Here is a 19,143-nt window from a genome sequence, read left to right as displayed (position 1 = left end):
GGAAACGAACGAGGCCCGACCGGCAAACCGGTCGGGCCTCTTTTGTCGTCGTGTTGCGCCGGCGCTTCGCGCGACGGCCCCGCGCATGCTCTACGAAGCCATCGCGTGCCGCGACACGCACGCATTACCGCGTCACTTCACCCACGCGAAGTAATACGACGACCAGATCGTCAGCCCCGCCCCGATCAATGCCGCATACGGCATCAGGTTCAGCCACATCGCGCGCTTCGGCACTTCGAGTTCCATGTCGCGCTGCATCTGCGCGGGAAAGCGGCCGCGATCCTGCCAGTAGTGGCGATACAGGAACACCGGCACGATCAGCAGCATGGCGATCAGACCGTTGCGCAGCGTGCCTTCGCCCTGCAGGTTCGCGCCCGCGCCGACGTAGACGAGGTTCGCATAGCCGCAGATCGCGCCGCCGACGAGCAGCCACGTCGGGCAGCGGAACGGCCGATCCCAGTTGCCGCGATCCATCCGGTGGATCCAGCCCGACTGAAGATTCAGGAATACGAACAGCATGTAGCAGACGTTCGAGATCGACAGCACCGTCATGTAGTCCGACATCATCAGCAACACGAGGTTGAAGCCGAGGTCGGTCCACATCGCGCGGGTGGGCGAGCCGTGCTCGTTCACGTGCGACAGATACTTCGGCAGCCAGCCGTCGACCGACGCCTGGTACAGCGTGCGCGACGAGCCCATCATCGACGTCATCACGATCAGCAGGATCGACAGCATCAGCATCACGACGACCGCATTCGCGACCCATGCGCCGCCGCCGACGATCTTCGCCATCGCGGCCGCGACGCCGGTGCCGTCGCCGATCGACGGATCGAGCATCGCCTGTGTGCCGAGCGCGCCCTGGAACGCCATCGGCACGAGCGTCATCACGACCAGACACAGCGCACCCGACCAGAAGATCGCCTTGGCGGTATCGCGCCGCGGATCGCGGAATTCGCGCGTATAGCAGACGGCCGTCTCGAAGCCGTACGACGCCCAGCCTGCCATGAACATCGCGCCGAGCGCCATCGTCACGCCCTGCCCGTTCCACGAGCCGAAGGTCGCGGCCGTGAGGTTGCCGTGCGCGTCGTGGCCGAGCGGCAACAGCGGCAGCAGGTTCGACATCGGCACGTCGCCGGTGACGAACGGCACGATGCCGACGATCAAGAGCGGTGTGAGCGATGCAATGCCGAGAATGCGCTGCGTGCGCGCCGCCTTCGACGCGCCGCTGTGCTGAAGCTTGAACGTGATCAGAAGCAGGATCGTCGCGATGATGAACGTCGCGTTGATCCGCAATGACAGACCGGGCTTGATGAAACCGAGATCCGCAACCTTGAGCTGCCAGTGCAACACCGCCGCATCGGCGGGAAAGAGACTCGTGAGCGCATAGCTCGCCGCGAGGCCGCAGCCGAGCGCGAGCATCGGCGACCACGCGAGCCAGTTGCACCACACGGAAACCGGGGCAATCAGTTTGCTGTAACGAACCCAACCGATCGCGCCATACACGGACGCGCCGCCCGATTTATGAGGAAATAGCCCCGATATTTCCGCATAAGTCGCGCTTTGAATCAGCCCCATCGTGATCGCGGCGATCCAGATCGCCCACGCGGGCTGGCCGATCGTCGCGCATACGCCGCCGATCGTGAACAGCACGCCTGCCGGCACGCCGCTCGTCACCCAAAAAGCGTCTTTCCAGGTCAGGCCACGATGCAGCGTGTGGCCCGTCGAATCATGTGAGATGGTTGCCTCGACATCACTGGTGCGATTCGCACGCAGTCCTGCTTGACTCATCCAATTCCTCCTGAGATGACTCCGCACAAGGGCGCTAGTGTAACAACTTACGCGCTTTTTTGCAGAATCCGCAAAAGAATTCCGGGATATGGCCGCATTACATCCTGATTATTTCGGATTCCTGCATGCCATTCCCGGCGTGTTTTTTATGACGATTCTTGGATATATATCGGAATGCTTACTGCGCGCCTTCCGTCCACGAATTCACGCGGTCGGCATGCGCCGCAATCCACGCATCCGCTGCCGCTTCCGGCTTCGAGCCGTTCTGGATCGCGAGCATCACGCTGTCGATTTCACCCGGCTTCCACTGGAATTTCTTCAGGAACGCGACCACCGGCTTCGCCTTGGTTTCGAGCCCCGGATTCACGACGCTGTCGACGTGCTCGGCGCCGCCGAACACCTTCTTCGGATCCTCGAGGAAGCGCAGCTTCCACTTCGCGAACATCCAGTGCGGCGCCCAGCCCGTCACGATGACCGGCTTGTTCGCATTGACCGAACGCGACAACTCGGCCGTCATCGCGCTGCCCGAGCTCGGCATCAGCGTGTAGTTCAGCCCGTAGCTCTTGATCGCGTCGTCGGTCTTGCGCATCACGCCGGCGCCCGCATCGATGCCGACGATCCGGCCGCCGAAGCTGCCCTTCTCCGCATTGAGGTCGTCGATGCTCTTCGCCTTCACGTACGCGGGCACGATCAGGCCGATCTTCGCATCGGGGAAATTCGCGCCGAGGTCGACGACCTTGGCCTTGTACTCGTCCCAGTACGAGCCGTGCGTGACCGGCAGCCACGCGGACAGCGTCGCATCGAGATCGCCGCGCGCGACGCCCTGCCACATGATCCCGGCCGCCACCGGCACGAGCTTCACCTCGTAGCCGAGCTTCTTCTCGATGACGCGGGCCGCGACGTTCGACGTCGCGACGCTGTCGTCCCAGCCTTCGACGTAGCCGATTTTCAGCGTCGGCTTCGTATCGGCGAGCGCCGATGCGCTCAATGCCGCCATCGCCGACAGGGTGCCGGCCCACAACAGTTTTCCGAACAGCTTCATGGTCGATCTCCTTGGTCTGCGCACCGTGCGCGTTGTCTCTCTAGGTTCTTCAACCACAAATCCGCGGTATCGTTGTTTTCCGACGGATGCTTGTCCGGATGCGACGCACCCGGACAGCCGATGGCGAGTTTCGACTACTTGTCGATCACGAGATCCGACAGCGGCTTGCTGCAGCACAGCAGCACCATCCCCTGATCGATCTCGCGCTGGCGGATGCCGCCGTTGTGTTTCATGTCGACCTGCCCCGACACGAGCTTCACCTTGCAGGTGCCGCACATGCCCTGCGTGCACGATGCCGGCAACCGCACGCCCGACTGGCGCGCCGCGTCGAGCACGTGCTGCTCCGAGCCGCACGAGATCTCGCGGTTGCTCTTCGCGAAGCTGACCGTGTACTGCTTCGTGCCGGCGTCGCCGCCTTCGGCCGGCGGCGCGAGATCGGCGAGCAGCTCGTCGCTCGCAGTCTGCGCGAGCGTCTCGAACGAGAAGCTTTCCTCGTGATACTGCTTGCGATCGAAGCCGGCTTCGTCGAGCAGGTCGCGCACGGCCTTCATGTACGGCGCGGGACCGCACGTAAAGATTTCGCGTTCCATGAAATCCGGCGCGATCAGCTTCAGCAGCGGCAGCGTCAGGAAGCCCGTGACGCCCGGCCAGTTGGTGCGCGTTCCGACGCGCTCGACGACGAACGACGTGCGGAAATTCGTGTGATTCGACGCGATCAGGTCGAGTTCGCGCGCGAAGATGATGTCGTCCGGCGTGCGTGCGCTGTGCACGAACAGGATGTCGCGATCCTCGGCGAGATCATGATGCGCACGGCTCATCGACATCAGCGGCGTGACGCCCGAGCCGGCCGACAGGAACAGGTACTTGCGCGCCGGATGCCGCGCGCACGTGAATTCCCCGGCCGGGCCGAGCACGCGCACGGGCGCGCCCGGCTGCAGGTTGTCGTGCAGCCAGTTCGACACCTTGCCGCCCGGCACGCGCTTCACCGTGATCGAGATCGTGTGCGGCCGCGCCGGCGACGACGAAATCGTGTAGCACCGGTTGATCGTCTCGCCGTCGATGTCGAGCTCGAGCGTGATGAATTGCCCGGGCTCGAACGAGAACGTGCGGCCTTGCGGGGAACGGAAGAAGAAGCTCTTCACGTCGTGGGTTTCCTGCCGCACGTGGCAGCACACCAGCGTTTCCTCGACGTCGCTCGTCCAGCGCTCGGGCAGCGCGTTCCAGAAGGCCGGGTGCGTCACCCGGCTATCCGCCGGCTCGAAATTGGCCGCATCTCGCATCATGTCTTGCTCCGCTTATACGCTGGGTACTATTCGCCGGTTTTTTCGGCGAGCCGGCCGATGTACCAGGCCGAGAATTTTTCGACGAGACCTTCCGTGTACGGCGAATACGGGCCCGGCTCGTACGCGCTGCTGTTCGCGCCGCGCTGCGAGAATTCGACGAGCGCGCGATCCTGGTCGTTGGTCGCGTTCCACACGGCCGTGAGGTTCTTCACGTCGTAGTCGATGCCTTCCTTCGCGTCCTTGTGCACGAGCCACTTCGTGCGCACCAGCGTCTTGCCGGCCGACAGCGGAATCACCGAGAACGTCACGATGTGATCGCTCATGAAGTGGTGCCACGAGTTCGGCTGCGTCCAGAACGACAGCCCGCCGAGATCGGCCCTGTCGAAGCCGCCGAGCAGCTTCTTCGATGCGACCTTCGCGTCGAGCGTCTGCGATTCGCCGTCGCGATCCAGCGGCAGGCGCTGCGTGCGGAAACCCGTCACGTCGAGCAGCTTTTCGATTTCTGCGGACGGCAGGCCCATCTCGGCCCATTCCTTGCCGCGGCGCACGCAGGTTTCGGCGAATGCGTCCATGCCTTCGGCATTCGCGTCGGAACGCTGGTAGCCGAAGCCGTATTCGTACAGCGAGATCGTCAGCTCCGGATGGTTCGCGACGCAGTGATAGCACTCGCGGTTGTTCTCCATCGTGAGCTTCCAGTTGCCTTCCTCGATGATGTCGATCTGCGCGGCGATCTTCGTGTTCGGCAGGTCGTGCGGCAGCAGGTACGGCTCCATCTCGGCCCGCATCTGCGCGAAATCGGCCGGCGGCTCGTCGGCGAGGCAGATGAAGATCAGGCCCGCGAGGTTCTCGACGTGCACCGACTTCAGGCTGTGCTTGCAACGGTCGAACTTCTCGCCCATGTGCTCGGCGAACATCAACTGGCCCGTCAGGTTGTAGGTCCAGCTGTGGTACGGGCACACGATGTTGCCGACCGAGCCCTTGTCTTCGTTGCACAGGCGCGCGCCGCGGTGACGGCACACGTTGTGGAACGCGCGGATCGCCATGTCGTCGTCGCGCACGATCAGGATCGAATCGCTGCCCAACTGCACGGTCACGTAGTCGCCCGGCTCGGGAATGTCCGGTTCGATCGCCACCTGGATCCAGTGCTGGCGGAAAATCGCCTCCATGTCGAGCGCGAAGATGTCCTCGCTCGTGTAGAACGGTGCGTCGAGGCTGTGCCCTTCCTTGCGCCGCTCGATCAATGCACGAATGTCTGCCGATACTTTCATCGTTTGCTCCGGATTCCTTGCATCCCTGGGTGTCTTGCCGACAGGCATCAAAATCAGTAGTCGATGAGCTGATGCTCGCGCAAATACGCGAGGATCACTTGTGCTTTTTCGACCGAACTCCCTTCATTTACGACGTTGCCGCCGCGGCTTTCGGTCGTCGTCGCGGACAGCATCCGGGCATGCCCGGAGCGCTTCTCGGCGGCGACCAGCTTTACGGGTTTACGCTCGACCGGGCCGACCGTCCACGCGGCCGCGTCGGCGTCCGCACCGGGCGCCGCAAGCGCCGGCCGGATCGCGCCGGCGCGCAGCCGCGCATACGCATAGCGCGGCTCGACACCGGCGAGCGGATGCACGGCGACGACGGCCGGCAGCGCCGCGTCGACACGCCGCCGCAGCCCTTTCGGCAAAAATTGCCGGACCGCCGCGCGGCCGCCTTCGACCGTCACGTCGACGGCCGAGCCGACGAGCGGATAGCCGAGCGCCGCGGCGACGCGGTACGGCAGCATCCCGGTGTCGTACGCGCCCTCGGCGCGCGTGCCGGTCAGCACGAGGTCGTAGCCGTCGAGACGCGCGGCGAGTGCGTGCACGGCGTCGTCGCCGTCGCGGCAGGCCAGCACTTCGACCTCCCGCGCGCCGAGCGCCAGATAGTCGGCAAGCGCCGCATTCGCGGGGTCGCCTGCATGGATCACGTCGAGCGTCGCGCGATGCTTGTCCGCGAGCTGGCGGCCGGTTTCGAGCGCGGCCGCATCGTTGCGGCTGTAGCGCGCGACGCCGCTGACCGGATGCCGGCCGACGGACACGAGCACCGCGATGCGTTGCAAGGGGCGAGGGGCGTTCATGCGGCGACTCCTTCCGGTTCACGGGTGCCGACCGCGGCCGGCGATTCGCCGCGCGCGGCCCGCGCGGCCTGGACCTGCTCGATCAGCGCGGCGATCGTCGCCTGCGCGTCGCCGACCACCGTCAGGTTCGCGCGCTTCGCGATCGGCGCGCTGCCGTCGAGGTTCACCGCGATCACGTGGCGGCAGTCCTTGATCCCCTGCAGGTGCTGCACCGCGCCGGAGATGCCGAATGCGATGTACACGCTCGCCTCGACCGTCTTGCCGGTCGCGCCGACCTGCTTGTCGCGCGTGAAGTGGCCGTTGTCGACCGCGACGCGACTCGCGCCGATCGCCGCGCCGAACACGCCGGCCAGCCGCTCGAACGCACCGATGTCGGACACGCCGTTGCCGGCCGACACGATGAAATCGGCTTCCTCGAGCGCGACCTGCGCCGCGTCGATTTCGTCGAGACCGAGATCGCGGTACGGCTGCGCGGCGTCGCGTGCCGGGTTGATGAAATCGGCGGCGACGCGTTCGCCTGCGCCGACGAACGGCAGCTTCGCTTCAACCGCGTTCTGCGCGAGCAGGATCACGTCGGGCAGCGCACGGGTGGCGAACGCACGTCCCGCCTGGGCATACGCGCCGACATGCTTCGCGTCGATTTCGACGACGTGAGTCGCGACGCTCGCGCCGGCGGCCGCCGCGTAACGCCGGCCGAGATCGCCGTCGCCCGTCGCGTTGTCGGGCACGAACACGTGTTTCGGCGCGAGCGCGGCCACGCAGGCCTGCAATGCTTGCAATTCGCTTTCGGGATCGAACGCACGGCGTTCGAAGCCGGCCAGCTCGAGCAGCTTGTCGACGCCGAGTTCGGCCACGTCGTCCTTCAGTTCGCCGAACGCGAGCAGCGCGACTTCGGTTTGCGCATCGGCGAGCACGGCCGCGGCGGCGATCGCCTGCCGCGAATGATCGTCGAGCGCGCCGCGTTCGCTATGCGCGACCACCAGCATCACGTGCTTCGGATCCTGCAGCGCGCGGCGCGGCTTCGCGGCCGCGGCGCCATGACCGTGCGCGGACCACTGCGCGGCGTTCGCATCGGCGCTGCCTTCCTCGCCAAGCGTGATGCGCTTCAGGCCGGCGGCCGTGATGACGAACGGCCGGCGCGGATCGATTCGTTTGATCGTATTCATCGATTCACTCCAGCGAGGCGGCGACGAGTTCGGCGACGTCGAGCACGTCGGGGCGCGGGCCCACGACGCCTTCGAGCATGGCCGTGCAGTTCGGGCACGCAACCGCGACCACGTCCGCGCCGATCGTACGCGCGTCGGCGATGCGGATGTCCGGGATGCGCTGCTTGCCCGGGATGTCGGTCAGCGGCGCACCGCCGCCACCGCCGCAGCAGCGGCCGCGCATGCCGTTGCGCTCCATCTCGACGACCTGGATGCCGATCGTCTTCAGCAGCTTGCGCGGCGCTTCCGTCTCGCCGTTGTAGCGGCCGAGGTAGCACGGATCGTGATAGGTCGTGCGTTTCTCCTGCAGCGCTTCGACGGCCTTCGGCGCGATCTTGCCGCTGTCGGCCAGTTCGGCCAGATAGGTGGTGTGATGCTTGACCGTCACGCGCAGCCCGAGCGCACGGTATTCGTTGCGCAGGCTGTGCATCACGTGCGGGTCGGCCGTCACGATCTGCTTGTACGACAGCGTGCCGAGCGTGCCGATCAGGCGCTTTGCCATCTGCTGGAACGTCGCTTCGTCGCCGAGCCGGCGGGCGACGTCGCCCGTGTCGGTCTCGGCCGGGCCGAGCACGGCGTAGTCGACGCCCGCCTTGTTCAGCACCTTCACGAACGCACGCAGCGTACGCTGATAGCGCATGTCGAACGCGCCTTCGCCCGCGACGAACAGCACGTCGACCGGCTTGCCGGGTTGCGCGACGGGTGCGCTCAGGTCCACCGACCAGTCGTAACGTGCGGCCGTGTCGTAGCCGCCCATCGTGCCCGTCTCGCGCAGGTTCGCGAGCACTTCCTGGCCCTTGCCCGGTACCGTGCCGTGCACGAGCGTGCGGTTGCGGCGCATGTCGACGATCGCGTCGACGTGCTCGATCAGCATCGGGCACTCCTGCACGCAAGCGCGGCAGGTCGTGCACGACCACAGCGTCTGCTCCTCGATCAGGCCCGACACGATCGGGCCGTTCGGCTCGCCGCGATGCTGGCCGACCGGGATGCCCGGCGACGGGCTGCCCGCGTACGCCGCATCGGTGCCGCCGGCCATCCCGACCACGAGATCCTGGATCAGCTTCTTCGGATTCAGCGGCTGGCCCGACGCGAACGCGGGGCACGCGGCTTCGCATTTGCCGCACTGCACGCAGGCGTCGAAGCTCAGCAACTGGTTCCAGCGGAACTCGGCCGGCTTCGCGACGCCGTACTCCTGATGCTCGATGTCCGGCAGCTTCAGCGCGGTCGGCGGCGTGGCCGTGCCGTTGCCGGTGAACGATTCGCGCGTCGCGGCGAAACGCTCTTGGCGCGGGTGGAACGCGAGGTGCAGCAGGCCGGCGATCGCATGCTTCATCGGGCCGCCCTTCGCGGCGCCGATCGTCATCGTGAACGCGCCGATGCCGATCAGCAGCGCGCAGAGCACCGCGAACGCCCCCGACATCGCACTGGTCGGCACCAGCATGAACAGCACGAGCCCGAGCGCGAACGAACCGAGCAGCCACGGCAGCGTATTCCACGGGCCGCGCGACAGGCGCGCCGGCACGTCCTTCGCCGCGCGTCGACGCCACACGAACACCGCGCCGACCAGCATCGCGAGCGCCGCGAGGAAGATCAGCTTGTCGAGCCACGGCGAGTAGATCGCAAGGCCGTAGTTGACGAACACCAGCGCGAGCGCGCCGATCGCGCCGCCGGCGGTCGCGACGTGGGTCTTCGCGATGTACGGATCGCGGGCGACCACGTGGTGCAGGTCGACGAAATAACGCTTCGGAATCGCGAACAGGTTCGCGACGCCGAACGAGCCCGGCGCCGTGGCGCGGCCCAGACGCCAGTAAGACGAGCGCTTCGCGACCGCGAACGCGAGCCCCGCCACCGACAGCCACAACAGGGCGGTAATGAGGAAGGACGGGTTCATCTTTTAGAAATCCTTCACGAGACGCAGCGAGTCGTAGATGGCCCCGTGGACGTTGTGCATCGAAATGCAGTCGCCGACACGGAACAGCAGGAAACGGCCGTTGCCGAGTTCTTCCGACAGGCACGGCTGCGGCTCGGCCGCGAACAGCGTGTGCGGATCGATCTGGCCGCGGTTCACCGATTCCGGCTTGAGCTTCCAGTACAGTTCGTCGTTCGGCGACGAACCGTTTTCGATCACCACCTGATCGACCGCGCGCTCTTCCAGCTCTTCCGTGTATTCGTTGCGCAGCACGGCGATCATCTTGCCGTTCTCTTCATAGACGCGATCGAGCATCGTGTTCGGCGTCGGGATCACGCCGAATGCGTACAGCCGGCGATAGAAGATCGGGAACGTCGTGCCGCCGCAGTCGTCGGCCACCTTCACGTCCGGCGTGACGACCTCGACCTTCGAGCCGCGGCTCGCCATGAAGTCGGCCACGCCCGCACCCGCATGCGTGCTCACGCCGTCGAACAGCAGCACGTTCTGCTTCGGCTCGACCTTGCCGGTTAGGATGTCCCACGAGCTGATGGCGAGGCCTTCGGCCACGCCCCACGCCGGCACCTGCCACGTGAAGCTCGAGCCGCCCGTCGCGAGCACGACGATGTCCGGCTTCTCGGCCATGATCATCTTCTCGTCGGCGGCCACGCCGAGACGCCGGTCGACGCCCAGACGCTTCGTTTCCATGTCGAACCAGCGGATGATCCCCGACATCTGCTCGCGCTGCGGCGCCTTCGCGGCGATCATCACCTGGCCGCCCACTTCCGCGTTCTTCTCGAACAACACGACGTCGTGGCCGCGCAGCTTCGCGACGCGAGCGGCCTCGAGCCCCGCGGGGCCGGCGCCGACCACCACGACCTTGCGCTTCGGGCCGCGCGACTTCTCGATGATGTGCGGCATCGTCGCTTCGCGCGACGTTGCCGCGTTCTGGATGCACAGCACGTCGAGGCCGTTGTACTGGCGGTCGATACAGTAGTTCGCGCCGACGCACTGCTTGATTTCGTCCTCGCGGCCGTCGCGGATCTTGATCACCATGTGCGGATCGGCGATCTGCGCGCGCGTCATGCCGACCAGGTCGATCATGCCGTTCGCGAGCAGGCGCTCGGCCTGGCCCGCATCGCGGATGCTCTGCGCGTGCATCACTGGAATCTTCACGACCGACTTGATGCCGGCCGCGAGATGCACGAACGGCTCCGGCGGCAACGCCATCGGCGGCATGCAGTTCGCGATCGTGTTGTGCGTGTCGCCGCCCGATCCGACCACGCTCAGGTAGTCGATCAGGCCCGTCTCCGACATCGCCTGCGCGATTTCCTTCAGCGCCTCGTGATCGAGGCCGTCCTCGTGGAATTCGTCGCCACACATGCGCAGGCCGACGCAGAAGTCCTTGCCAACCGCCTCGCGCACGGCCGTCAGCACTTCGATGCCGAAGCGCAGGCGGTTTTCGAGGCTGCCGCCCCATTCGTCGGTGCGATGGTTCGAACGCTTGCTCCAGAACTGGTCGATCAGGTGCTGGTGCGCGGCGGAGATTTCGATGCCGTCCATGCCGGCCGCCTTCACGCGCTTCGCGGCCGCCGCGAAATCGCCGATGATGCGGCGGATTTCCTCGATCTCGATGATCTTCGCGTTGCCGCGGTGCACGGGCTCGCGCACGCCCGACGGCGACATCAGGTGCGGCCAGTGCTCGCCGTGGAACGACGAGCGGCGGCCCATGTGCGTCGCCTGGATCATGATCTTCGCGCCGTGCTTGTGCATCGTGTCGGCCAGGCGCGTGAGCGGATCGATGATCTTGTCGGTCGACAGGTTCACCGATTTCCACCAGCCTTGCGGGCTGTCGATCGAGACCGGGCTCGAGCCGCCGCAGATGGCCAGGCCGACGCCACCCTTCGCCTTTTCTTCGTAGTAGCGGATATAGCGGTCGCCCGGCAGGCCGCCCGGCTCGGCATACACCTCCGCGTGCGCGGTGCTGACGATCCGGTTGCGCAGCGTCAGCTGGTTCAGCTGCATGGGTTTGAACAGGTGGGGATAACGCATCGCAGGCGACCTCTGGCGTTCGAATGTCTCGTGTTGCGGGTGTTTATATGTTTCAGTGAATCAATGCATCAGTGCGCGATCGGCGACACTTCGAAGACGCAGTGGTCGTGATGCTCGGCCGCACACTGCACTTCCTTCGATTGCGCGCGCGGCGCGTTCTTGCCTTCCGGCGTCGTGTCGTTGACCCAGTCCATCGCGCCCGCGAACCAGCCCGCGAACATGTAGCAGAGCTTTCCTTCCTTGCCCGGCTGCTGGAGCACGAACGACGAGTGGCGCAGTTCGATCTTCGCGCGGGCGCTGGCCGGATCGGCCTCGATGATCGAGAACAGGCCCCAGCCGCGTTGCGACAGGCGCTTCAGGTAGTGCTCGAACACGGCCATGCCGGTCAGGCCGTGCTGCTTCGCTTCCTTGTCGCACCAGTGGTACGCGGACTTGTAGCCGGCCTTGTAGAGGATCTCGGCATACGCTTCGACGCCGAGCGCTTCCTCGACGGCGACGTGATTGTTCGTGAAGAAGTGGCGCGGCACGTACAGCATCGGCAGCGCGTCGGTGGTCCAGACGCCGGTATCGGGATCGACGTTGATCGGCAGTTGCGGTTGCATCGTGGTGACTCCGTGAGGAAATTGGCCGCGCGGCTCAGTGCGCAGGCGCGACATCGTCCGCGTGCCCGCGCGGCAAGCGCGGGCACGTCCCGATTTTTTTATGTTGAAACGCGGGGGCGGTTCGGCGAACGTGGCGCTTACGCGCCCCACACGTCCTTGAACACGCGCACCCAGTTCTCGCCCATGATCTTGCGGATCCGCGATTCCTTCCAGCCGTGACGCTCCATCGCGGCGGTCAGGTTCGGGAATTCGCCGATCGTACGGATACCTTCCGGGTTGATCACCTTGCCGAAGTTCGTCAGCTGGCGATAGCGGCCCTTGTCGTGCGTGAGCATGTCGAAGAACTCCTTCGCATAGTCCTGCGTGAAGTCCGTGCCGATGCCCACCGCATCCTCGCCGATCAGGTTCACGACGTAGTCGATCGCCTCGATGTAGTCGTCGATGTTCGCTTCGATCCCGCGCTTCAGGAACGGCGCGAACATCGTCACGCCGACGAAGCCGCCCGCATCGGCGATCTCCTTCAGCTGCGCGTCGCTCTTGTTGCGCGGATGCTCCTTCAGGCCCGACGGCAGGCAGTGCGAATAGCACACCGGCTTCTTCGAGAATGCGATCGCTTCCGACGACGTGTTGCCGCCCACATGCGACAGGTCGACCATGATGCCGACGCGGTTCATCTCGGTGATCACTTCGCGGCCGAAGTCCGACAGCCCGCCGTCGCGCTCGTAGCAGCCGGTGCCGACCAGGTTCTGCGTGTTGTAGCAAAGCTGCACGACGCGCACGCCCATGTCGGCGAACGCCTCGATGTAGCCGAGGTTGTCCTCGAACGCATGCGCGTTCTGGAAACCGAGGATGATCCCGGTCTTGCCTTCCTTCTTCGCGCGGAAGATGTCGTCCGTCGTGCGCACGAGCGTCAGCAGCTCGCCGTTGTCGCGGATCTTCTTCTTCATCACGCCGATGTTGTCGACGGTCTTGGCGAAGTTCTCCCACACCGACACCGTGCAGTTCGCGGCCGTGATGCCGCCCTTTCGCATGTCCTCGAACACCGGCTTCTCGAACTTCGAGATGTTCAGTCCGTCGATGATGATGCTGTCCTGATGCAGCGTGCTCATATCTGCTCTCGCTCGTGTGACTGTTCTGGTGGGGTCGATCAGTAGATCGGGAAGCGCTCGCAGAGCGCGAAGATCTCGCGGCGCACGCGCTGTTCGGTCGCCGGATCGCCTTCCGGATTCGCGCGCAGCGCGTCGAACACTTCGAGGATCAGGCGGCCGATCTCGCGGAACTCCGCGACGCCGAAGCCGCGCGTCGTGCCCGCCGGCGTGCCGAGACGGATGCCCGACGTGACGGTCGGCTTCTCGGTGTCGAACGGGATGCCGTTCTTGTTGCAGGTGATGCCCGCGCGTTCCAGCGCCTGCTCGACCGGCGCGCCCTTCAGGCCCTTCGGGCGCAGGTCGACCAGCAGCAGGTGATTGTCGGTGCCGCCCGTGACGAGATCGACGCCGCCGGCCTTCAGCACTTCGCCGAGCGCCTGTGCGTTCGCGAGCACGTTGTCGATGTAGGTCTTGAAGTCCGCATGCAGCACTTCGCCGAACGCTACCGCCTTGCCGGCGATCACGTGCATCAGCGGGCCGCCCTGCAGGCCGGGGAACACGGCCGAGTTGATCTTCTTCGCGATCTCCTCGTCGTTGGTCAGCACGAAGCCGCCGCGCGGGCCGCGCAGCGTCTTGTGCGTGGTCGACGTGACGACGTGCGCGTGCTCGACCGGGTTCGCGTGGCGGCCGGCGGCGATCACGCCCGCGATGTGCGCCATGTCGACCATCAGCTTCGCGCCGACGCTGTCGGCGATCGCGCGAAAGCGCGCGAAGTCGAGCGCGCGCGGGTACGCCGAGAAGCCGGCGATGATGAGGCTCGGCTTGTGCTCGTGGGCGAGCGCCTCGACCTGGTCGTAATCGATGCGCAGCGTGTCGCGATTCACGCCGTACTGGACGGCGTTGAACCACTTGCCCGACAGCGCCGGCTTTGCGCCGTGCGTCAGATGGCCGCCCGCGTCGAGCGACATGCCGAGCACGGTGTCGCCCGGCTTGGCCAGCGCGAGCATCACCGAGCCGTTCGCCTGCGCGCCCGAGTGCGGCTGCACGTTCGCATAGCCGGCGTTGAAGATCTGCTTCACGCGGTCGATCGCGAGCGCCTCGACTTCATCGGCGAATTCGCAGCCGCCGTAGTAGCGCTTGCCGGGATAGCCTTCCGCATACTTGTTGGTCAATACCGAGCCCTGCGCCTCGAGCACGGCGCGCGACACGATGTTTTCCGACGCGATCAACTCGACCTGCGACTGCTGACGCTCGAGTTCCTTCAGGATGGCGCTGCGCACCGGCGCGTCGCGCTCGGCAAGGGGCTGCGAGAAGAAAGGCTGGGTATTCGACATAGTGCGTCCGTGACGAAGAATAAAGGGCTGCAACCGAAGCTCAAGGGCCGCCGTGCCTGGGATTCCCGCGCGTCCAGTGCAAGGCTGCCGACGGCTCTATTCTTGTCGTTCGGATTTTCGGCGGATTGATGAATTTAGACGCGTTCTTTGCCTTTTCCGCCATGCGCGTCCGTTTTATACAAGTGACCGGTCGTACTTTTCGGGTCGACCGCCCGAAACGGTGTGGGCGGTTCACCTATGGACACGCACACCGGCAGTGCGTTTGCCGCACGTTCGAGTGCGGCGTCTCCCGGATACGGTGCAGCGCAGCAACCGCCCGATGCCCAGACAACGTATGGAGCTAGGGTTTAGCCGTATGGCACGCTTGTTGCACTCGCTCACACAATATCGCAGCCCGATCCGTGCCCCGGGCCAAAAGCTATTAGAGATTCAAGGAACGCTCCCCATGTCGCCCGACCGCACAGCGTCGCTGTCCCACTTCGCGTTCATGCCTTTACCGAACTTCACGATGATCGCGTTCACCAATGCGATCGAGGTGCTTCGGATGGCGAACTATCTGAGCGGCCAGCCGCTCTACCGCTGGTCGGTGATCAGTCCGGACGGTGGCCCGGTCACGGCGAGCAACGGCCTCACGGTCGACACGGGGCCGGCCGAATGCGTGGGGCAGCCCGACATCGTGTTCGTGTGCGGCGGCGTCGACGTGCAGCGCGCGACCACGCCTGCCCATCTGTCGACGCTACGCCGCTTCGCGCGCTCGGGGCTGCCGCTCGGCAGCCTGTGCACGGGCACCTATGCACTCGCGAAGTCGGGGCTGCTCGCGGGCTATGCGTGCGCGATCCACTGGGAGAACATGTCGGCGCTGAAGGAAGAGTTTCCGGACACGCGCTTCCTGAAGGAACTGTTCGTGATCGACCGTGATCGCATCACGTGCACGGGCGGCGTCGCGCCGCTCGACATGATGCTGAACCTGATCGCCGCGCGCGTCGGCACCGCGCGCGTCACGCAGATCGCCGAGCAGTTCATCGTCGAACACGTGCGCGACACGAGCGCGCAGCAGCGCATGCCGCTCGTCGCACGCCTCGGCTCGGCGAACAAGTCGCTGTTCGAAGTGATCTCGCTGATGGAGAACAACATCGAGGAGCCGCTGTCGCGCGAGGAACTCGCGCGGCTCGCGAACATGTCGCAACGGCAGTTGCAGCGCCTGTTCCGCGAGCATCTCGGGATGACGCCGACGCACTACTACCTGACGCTGCGGCTGCGCCGCGCGCGCGAGCTGCTGCTGCAGACCGACATGTCGATCATGCACATCACGATGGCGTGCGGCTTCCAGTCGGCATGCCACTTCAGCAAGAGCTATCGCGACGCGTTCGGCGTCGCGCCGACCCGCGAGCGCCGCAAACAGGTTGCGCCGCTCGCGCAGGGCGCGGCGGCGGCCGGGCCGGCGTTTCCGACGCATCTGCTGCATGCGTGAAGCGCGGACTATCTGAAGCAAAAAAAAGCGGCCTCGAAGGCCGCTTTTCCGTTTGCGTTTGCGCTTACGATCCCCACACCTGCATTTCATCGAGCGAGTACCCCCACTGCGTCGCCCGCTTCGTGCCGAGCATCCGCACGTAACGCCCCTGCCCGTTCAGGTTCGGCAACGTCACGTGCCCGTACGACACGCCGTTGTTCGTCGAGTAGATCGTCGTCCAGTTCGCGTTGTCGTTCGACGTCTGGATCTGGTAGACGAGCGCGCCCGCATCCCAGTACAGGTCGATGCTGCTGATCGTCTTCGTCGCACCGAGATCGACGGAGAGCCATTGCGGATCGACGCCCGTCCCCTCCGGCGAATCCCAGCGCGTGCTCGTCGTGTTGCCGTCGAACGCCTTGTCGGCCGTCAGCGACGCGTTGTAGCTCGCCGATGCGGCGGCCGGACGCCCTTGCGACAGCAGCGTCAACTGCTTGGCGGACGGGCCGCCGTAGTAGTTCGCCCCGAGCTTGGCCTTCGTCGTGTCCGCATTCACGCCGAACTGCGACAGGCTCCAGCGCTGGCCGGTCGTCACGTCGCCGACGTAGAGCTGATAGCCACCCGCCGTCGTCGACGAGAAAAACAGGTAATTCGTACCACTGACAGGCGCCGGGTCCGAGTTGTTGCTCATGCAGTCGTTGAGCGCCAGCGCACTCGGCGTCGACGCCGGGTCGGCCGTCTTCGCATAGATCTGGTCGGCTCCGCCGCTGTCCTTCCAGCGGGCGTAGTACACCATGCCGTCCGCACGCACGATCGGGTAGTACGTCTGCAACCCGGCCGGACGATCGAACACGGCGGTCGCCCCGGTCGCGATCGTGCGCTTCATCAGCCCCATGTTCGAGCCGGTGCCCGTCGCGTAGTACACGGCGCTCGCGTCCGGCGCGAGGAACGGCATCGAGTATTCGGCGCCCGCCGGCGCATTCGTCAGGCTCACGACCGACGTGAATACCGGGCCCGCGCTCGTGTACGACAGCGTCGCCTGCTTGACGTCGCCGTTCTGCTTGAACACGAGCGTCTTGCCGTCCCCGCTGAACTTCGGGTCTTCGTTGCGGGTGGCGCCCGTGCTGTTCGTCATGTTGACGGGCGGCGTGCCGGCGCCGAGCTGCAGCATGAACACGTTCCATGCGCCGTTGCGGATGCCCATGAACGCGAGCCATTTGCCGTCGGGGCTGAACACGCCGTTCATCGGATCGGTGATGCCCCACGCGCTCTTGCTGAGTTGCGTCAGCGTATGGGCCGAAAAATCGTACAGGAACAGCTGGCTCGTGCCGTCGCCGTACTTCACGTAGCTGTGATAGACGAGCTTGCCGGTCAGCGCGGCGGGAAACGTCGCGTTCGGCTGGGCGGCGGGGTTGTTGACGCAGGCTGCGGCGGCCACGCCGCTGACCAGATTGAGGGCGATGCCGGCCACGAGGCCCGTGACGAGGGTCTTCAATTTCACGCTGGATGCTTCCGGGTAAGGGTAAGGACGCCGCTGACGAGGACCCGCGCGGCACGCGCGGGCGTCACGGATCCGCCGTCGGGCAGCGTGAATTCCGTATCGGTCGGACATCGGGAACAAAACTTGCGGCAGTGTGCCGTCTGGTCAGACGAAAGAAAAGGATCAGAGCGCGCTTAAAACATACGGATCAGCGATTTAGGGCGCGCTTGCACGTGACGGCTGCCGTACTACTCTTTGTCATCTGGGTCCAACGCCGGGAGGACACGCATGAAGCGTTATGCGGTGCTGGCGCAGACGATTGCCGACGCGATCCGGCGCGGCGACCTGGCGCCCGGCGCGCGCATTCCCACCGTGCGCGCGGCATGCCGCGCGTATCGCGTCAGCCCGTCCACCGTGTTCCGTGCGTATTACGCGCTCGAAAGCGAGGGTCTGATCGTCGCGCGGGCGCGCTCCGGTTATTTCGTTGCGAATGCCGCGGACAAGCACGTGCGATTCGGCCGCGATCCGCCGCGCAAGCCGGGCGCCGCGCAAACCGGCGACGACGATGCGCTGTTCCGCCTGCTCGACTCGCTCAAGTGCGACGACATCGTGCCGCTCGGCTCGGCGTTCGCAAGCTATTCGCTGTTCCCGATGAGCAGCCTGTGGCGTTACGTGGCGTCGGCCGCCCGCAACATGGACCGCACGAAACTGCTCGCGGGCCTGCCGCCCGGTAACGAAGCGCTGCGCCGCCAGATCGCGTTGCGCTATCTGAGCGCGGGCGGGTCGTTGCCGCTGGAGGAAATCGTCATCACGACGGGGGCGACCGAAGCGCTGACGCTCAGCCTGCAGGCGCTGACGCGCCCGGGCGACATCGTCGCGATCGAACGGCCGGCCTTCCACGCGGTGCTGCAAGCCGTCCAGTGCCTGCACCTGAAGGCCATCGAGATTCCGGTCGACCCGCGCACCGGCCTCGACCTCGACGCGCTCGCCGAGGCGCTCGACACGCATCCGGTGCGCGCGTGCTGGTTCATGACGTCATTCCACAACCCGACCGGCGCGACGCTGACCGACGAGCGCAAGCGCGCGCTGATCGACCTGCTCGCGTCGCGCGGCGTGCCGCTGATCGAGGACGACGTGTATGGCGAACTGCAGTTCGGCACGGCCCCCACGCGGCCCGCGAAACTGTATGACGACAGCGGGCTCGTCCTGCATTGCGGGTCGTTCTCGAAATGTCTCGCGCCGGGATTCCGGATCGGCTGGGTCGCAGCCGGCCGCTTCGTGCGGCAGATCCGCCAGGCCAAGAGCGCGAGCGCGCCGGCCGCCGACGTACCGGCGCAGATGGCGATTTCGAGCTACCTGCGAGACGGCGCATACGACCGTTTCCTGCGCAAGCTGCGACGCAATCTCGCCGCGCACCAGGCGCAGATGCTCTCGGCCGTGCGCGCGTATTTTCCGGCCGACACCGAAGTGTTCGCACCGCGCGGCGGGTATTTTCTGTGGATCGAACTGCCGCCGCACCTGGATGCGATGCACCTGTTCGACGACGCGATGGAAAGCGGCGTCAGCATCGCGCCCGGGCCGATCTTTTCCGCGACCGGCGGCTTCCGCCGCTATCTGCGGCTCAACTACGGGCGTCCGTGGACACCGGCCGTCGAGCGTGCGCTGGAGACACTGGGCACGCTCGCGTCCCGGCAGCGGCACGGCAGCTAGCATGAGACGGGCGGCACGAAACGTGCGCCACGCGACGCGCGACATGCGCCTTGCGTTTCACGCGCGAACGACCAAAAATGAAGCGGCAGGCAGCCGCGA

At 65.8% G+C, this 19,143-nt stretch carries 14 protein-coding genes; 2 read left to right on the top strand and 12 right to left on the bottom strand.

What is annotated here, in order from left to right; translation table 11 throughout:
- Positions 1 to 132: 132 nt before the first annotated feature.
- From WT97_RS28940 to WT97_RS28890, 11 genes are all read right to left on the bottom strand, one after another.
- Positions 133 to 1,788: an APC family permease gene (locus WT97_RS28940; protein WP_059502310.1), complete on the bottom strand. Its 1,656-nt coding sequence runs from the start codon at positions 1,786 to 1,788 to the stop codon at positions 133 to 135.
- Positions 1,789 to 1,966: 178 nt separating this feature from the next.
- On the bottom strand, positions 1,967 to 2,830 hold the full coding sequence (locus WT97_RS28935) for a glycine betaine ABC transporter substrate-binding protein (protein WP_059502308.1): 864 nt from the start codon (positions 2,828 to 2,830) through the stop codon (positions 1,967 to 1,969).
- Between the two features lie 134 nt (positions 2,831 to 2,964).
- Positions 2,965 to 4,113, bottom strand: coding sequence for a hybrid-cluster NAD(P)-dependent oxidoreductase (locus WT97_RS28930; protein ID WP_059502306.1), 1,149 nt, complete (start codon positions 4,111 to 4,113; stop codon positions 2,965 to 2,967).
- 26 nt (positions 4,114 to 4,139) lie between these two features.
- Positions 4,140 to 5,381, bottom strand: a complete 1,242-nt coding sequence (locus WT97_RS28925; protein WP_059502304.1) for an SRPBCC family protein — start codon at positions 5,379 to 5,381, stop codon at positions 4,140 to 4,142.
- 53 nt (positions 5,382 to 5,434) lie between these two features.
- On the bottom strand, positions 5,435 to 6,220 hold the full coding sequence (locus tag WT97_RS28920; protein ID WP_059502302.1) for a drug:proton antiporter: 786 nt from the start codon (positions 6,218 to 6,220) through the stop codon (positions 5,435 to 5,437).
- Positions 6,217 to 7,386 carry an electron transfer flavoprotein subunit alpha/FixB family protein gene (locus tag WT97_RS28915; RefSeq protein WP_059502300.1) on the bottom strand — a complete coding sequence of 390 codons (1,170 nt, stop codon included), beginning with the start codon at positions 7,384 to 7,386 and terminating at the stop codon, positions 6,217 to 6,219. Before WT97_RS28915 ends, WT97_RS28920 begins: the two co-directional genes overlap by 4 nt.
- A gap of 4 nt (positions 7,387 to 7,390) precedes the next feature.
- Positions 7,391 to 9,316 carry a (Fe-S)-binding protein gene (locus WT97_RS28910; protein WP_060354884.1) on the bottom strand — a complete coding sequence of 642 codons (1,926 nt, stop codon included), beginning with the start codon at positions 9,314 to 9,316 and terminating at the stop codon, positions 7,391 to 7,393.
- A 3-nt stretch (positions 9,317 to 9,319) separates the two neighbouring features.
- Entirely contained in the window at positions 9,320 to 11,383 is a 2,064-nt protein-coding gene (locus WT97_RS28905) for an NADH:flavin oxidoreductase (protein ID WP_060354883.1), read from the bottom strand.
- A 68-nt stretch (positions 11,384 to 11,451) separates the two neighbouring features.
- Positions 11,452 to 11,985 carry a DUF5943 domain-containing protein gene (locus tag WT97_RS28900; RefSeq protein WP_059502297.1) on the bottom strand — a complete coding sequence of 178 codons (534 nt, stop codon included), beginning with the start codon at positions 11,983 to 11,985 and terminating at the stop codon, positions 11,452 to 11,454.
- A gap of 137 nt (positions 11,986 to 12,122) precedes the next feature.
- Positions 12,123 to 13,094 (bottom strand): dipeptidase, encoded by a 972-nt coding sequence (locus tag WT97_RS28895; protein ID WP_034204261.1) that lies wholly within the window; start codon positions 13,092 to 13,094, stop codon positions 12,123 to 12,125.
- Positions 13,095 to 13,132: 38 nt separating this feature from the next.
- Positions 13,133 to 14,407, bottom strand: a complete 1,275-nt coding sequence (locus WT97_RS28890) for a serine hydroxymethyltransferase (protein WP_059502295.1) — start codon at positions 14,405 to 14,407, stop codon at positions 13,133 to 13,135.
- A gap of 355 nt (positions 14,408 to 14,762) precedes the next feature.
- Between WT97_RS28890 and WT97_RS28885 the strand changes: the two genes are divergently transcribed.
- Positions 14,763 to 15,878, top strand: coding sequence for a GlxA family transcriptional regulator (locus tag WT97_RS28885; RefSeq protein ID WP_080747627.1), 1,116 nt, complete (start codon positions 14,763 to 14,765; stop codon positions 15,876 to 15,878).
- A gap of 64 nt (positions 15,879 to 15,942) precedes the next feature.
- Here the strand turns inward: WT97_RS28885 and WT97_RS28880 are convergent, their stop codons facing one another.
- Positions 15,943 to 17,355 carry a discoidin domain-containing protein gene (locus WT97_RS28880; protein ID WP_059790847.1) on the bottom strand — a complete coding sequence of 471 codons (1,413 nt, stop codon included), beginning with the start codon at positions 17,353 to 17,355 and terminating at the stop codon, positions 15,943 to 15,945.
- Positions 17,356 to 17,622: 267 nt separating this feature from the next.
- On the opposite strand from WT97_RS28880, the gene WT97_RS28875 reads away from it, so the two are divergent.
- A complete protein-coding gene (locus WT97_RS28875; protein WP_060354882.1) occupies positions 17,623 to 19,044 on the top strand; it encodes a PLP-dependent aminotransferase family protein in 1,422 nt (473 codons plus the stop codon).
- Positions 19,045 to 19,143 lie beyond the last annotated feature (99 nt).

The sequence above is a fragment of the Burkholderia sp. MSMB1459WGS genome (assembly GCF_001534535.1).
GTDB lineage: Bacteria > Pseudomonadota > Gammaproteobacteria > Burkholderiales > Burkholderiaceae > Burkholderia.
This window is presented reverse-complemented; position numbering and strand designations above follow the sequence as displayed.

What these genes read in the sequence shown, in the direction of transcription:
- WT97_RS28875 (WP_060354882.1), top strand. Translation starts at nt 17,623, where the DNA reads ATGAAGCGTTATGCGGTGCTGGCGCAGACGATTGCCGACGCGATCCGG.
- WT97_RS28940 (WP_059502310.1), bottom strand. Translation starts at nt 1,788, where the DNA reads ATGAGTCAAGCAGGACTGCGTGCGAATCGCACCAGTGATGTCGAGGCA.
- WT97_RS28910 (WP_060354884.1), bottom strand. Translation starts at nt 9,316, where the DNA reads ATGAACCCGTCCTTCCTCATTACCGCCCTGTTGTGGCTGTCGGTGGCG.
- WT97_RS28920 (WP_059502302.1), bottom strand. Translation starts at nt 6,220, where the DNA reads ATGAACGCCCCTCGCCCCTTGCAACGCATCGCGGTGCTCGTGTCCGTC.
- WT97_RS28890 (WP_059502295.1), bottom strand. Translation starts at nt 14,407, where the DNA reads ATGTCGAATACCCAGCCTTTCTTCTCGCAGCCCCTTGCCGAGCGCGAC.
- WT97_RS28885 (WP_080747627.1), top strand. Translation starts at nt 14,763, where the DNA reads ATGGCACGCTTGTTGCACTCGCTCACACAATATCGCAGCCCGATCCGT.
- WT97_RS28915 (WP_059502300.1), bottom strand. Translation starts at nt 7,386, where the DNA reads ATGAATACGATCAAACGAATCGATCCGCGCCGGCCGTTCGTCATCACG.
- WT97_RS28930 (WP_059502306.1), bottom strand. Translation starts at nt 4,113, where the DNA reads ATGATGCGAGATGCGGCCAATTTCGAGCCGGCGGATAGCCGGGTGACG.
- WT97_RS28935 (WP_059502308.1), bottom strand. Translation starts at nt 2,830, where the DNA reads ATGAAGCTGTTCGGAAAACTGTTGTGGGCCGGCACCCTGTCGGCGATG.
- WT97_RS28925 (WP_059502304.1), bottom strand. Translation starts at nt 5,381, where the DNA reads ATGAAAGTATCGGCAGACATTCGTGCATTGATCGAGCGGCGCAAGGAA.
- WT97_RS28905 (WP_060354883.1), bottom strand. Translation starts at nt 11,383, where the DNA reads ATGCGTTATCCCCACCTGTTCAAACCCATGCAGCTGAACCAGCTGACG.
- WT97_RS28895 (WP_034204261.1), bottom strand. Translation starts at nt 13,094, where the DNA reads ATGAGCACGCTGCATCAGGACAGCATCATCATCGACGGACTGAACATC.
- WT97_RS28900 (WP_059502297.1), bottom strand. Translation starts at nt 11,985, where the DNA reads ATGCAACCGCAACTGCCGATCAACGTCGATCCCGATACCGGCGTCTGG.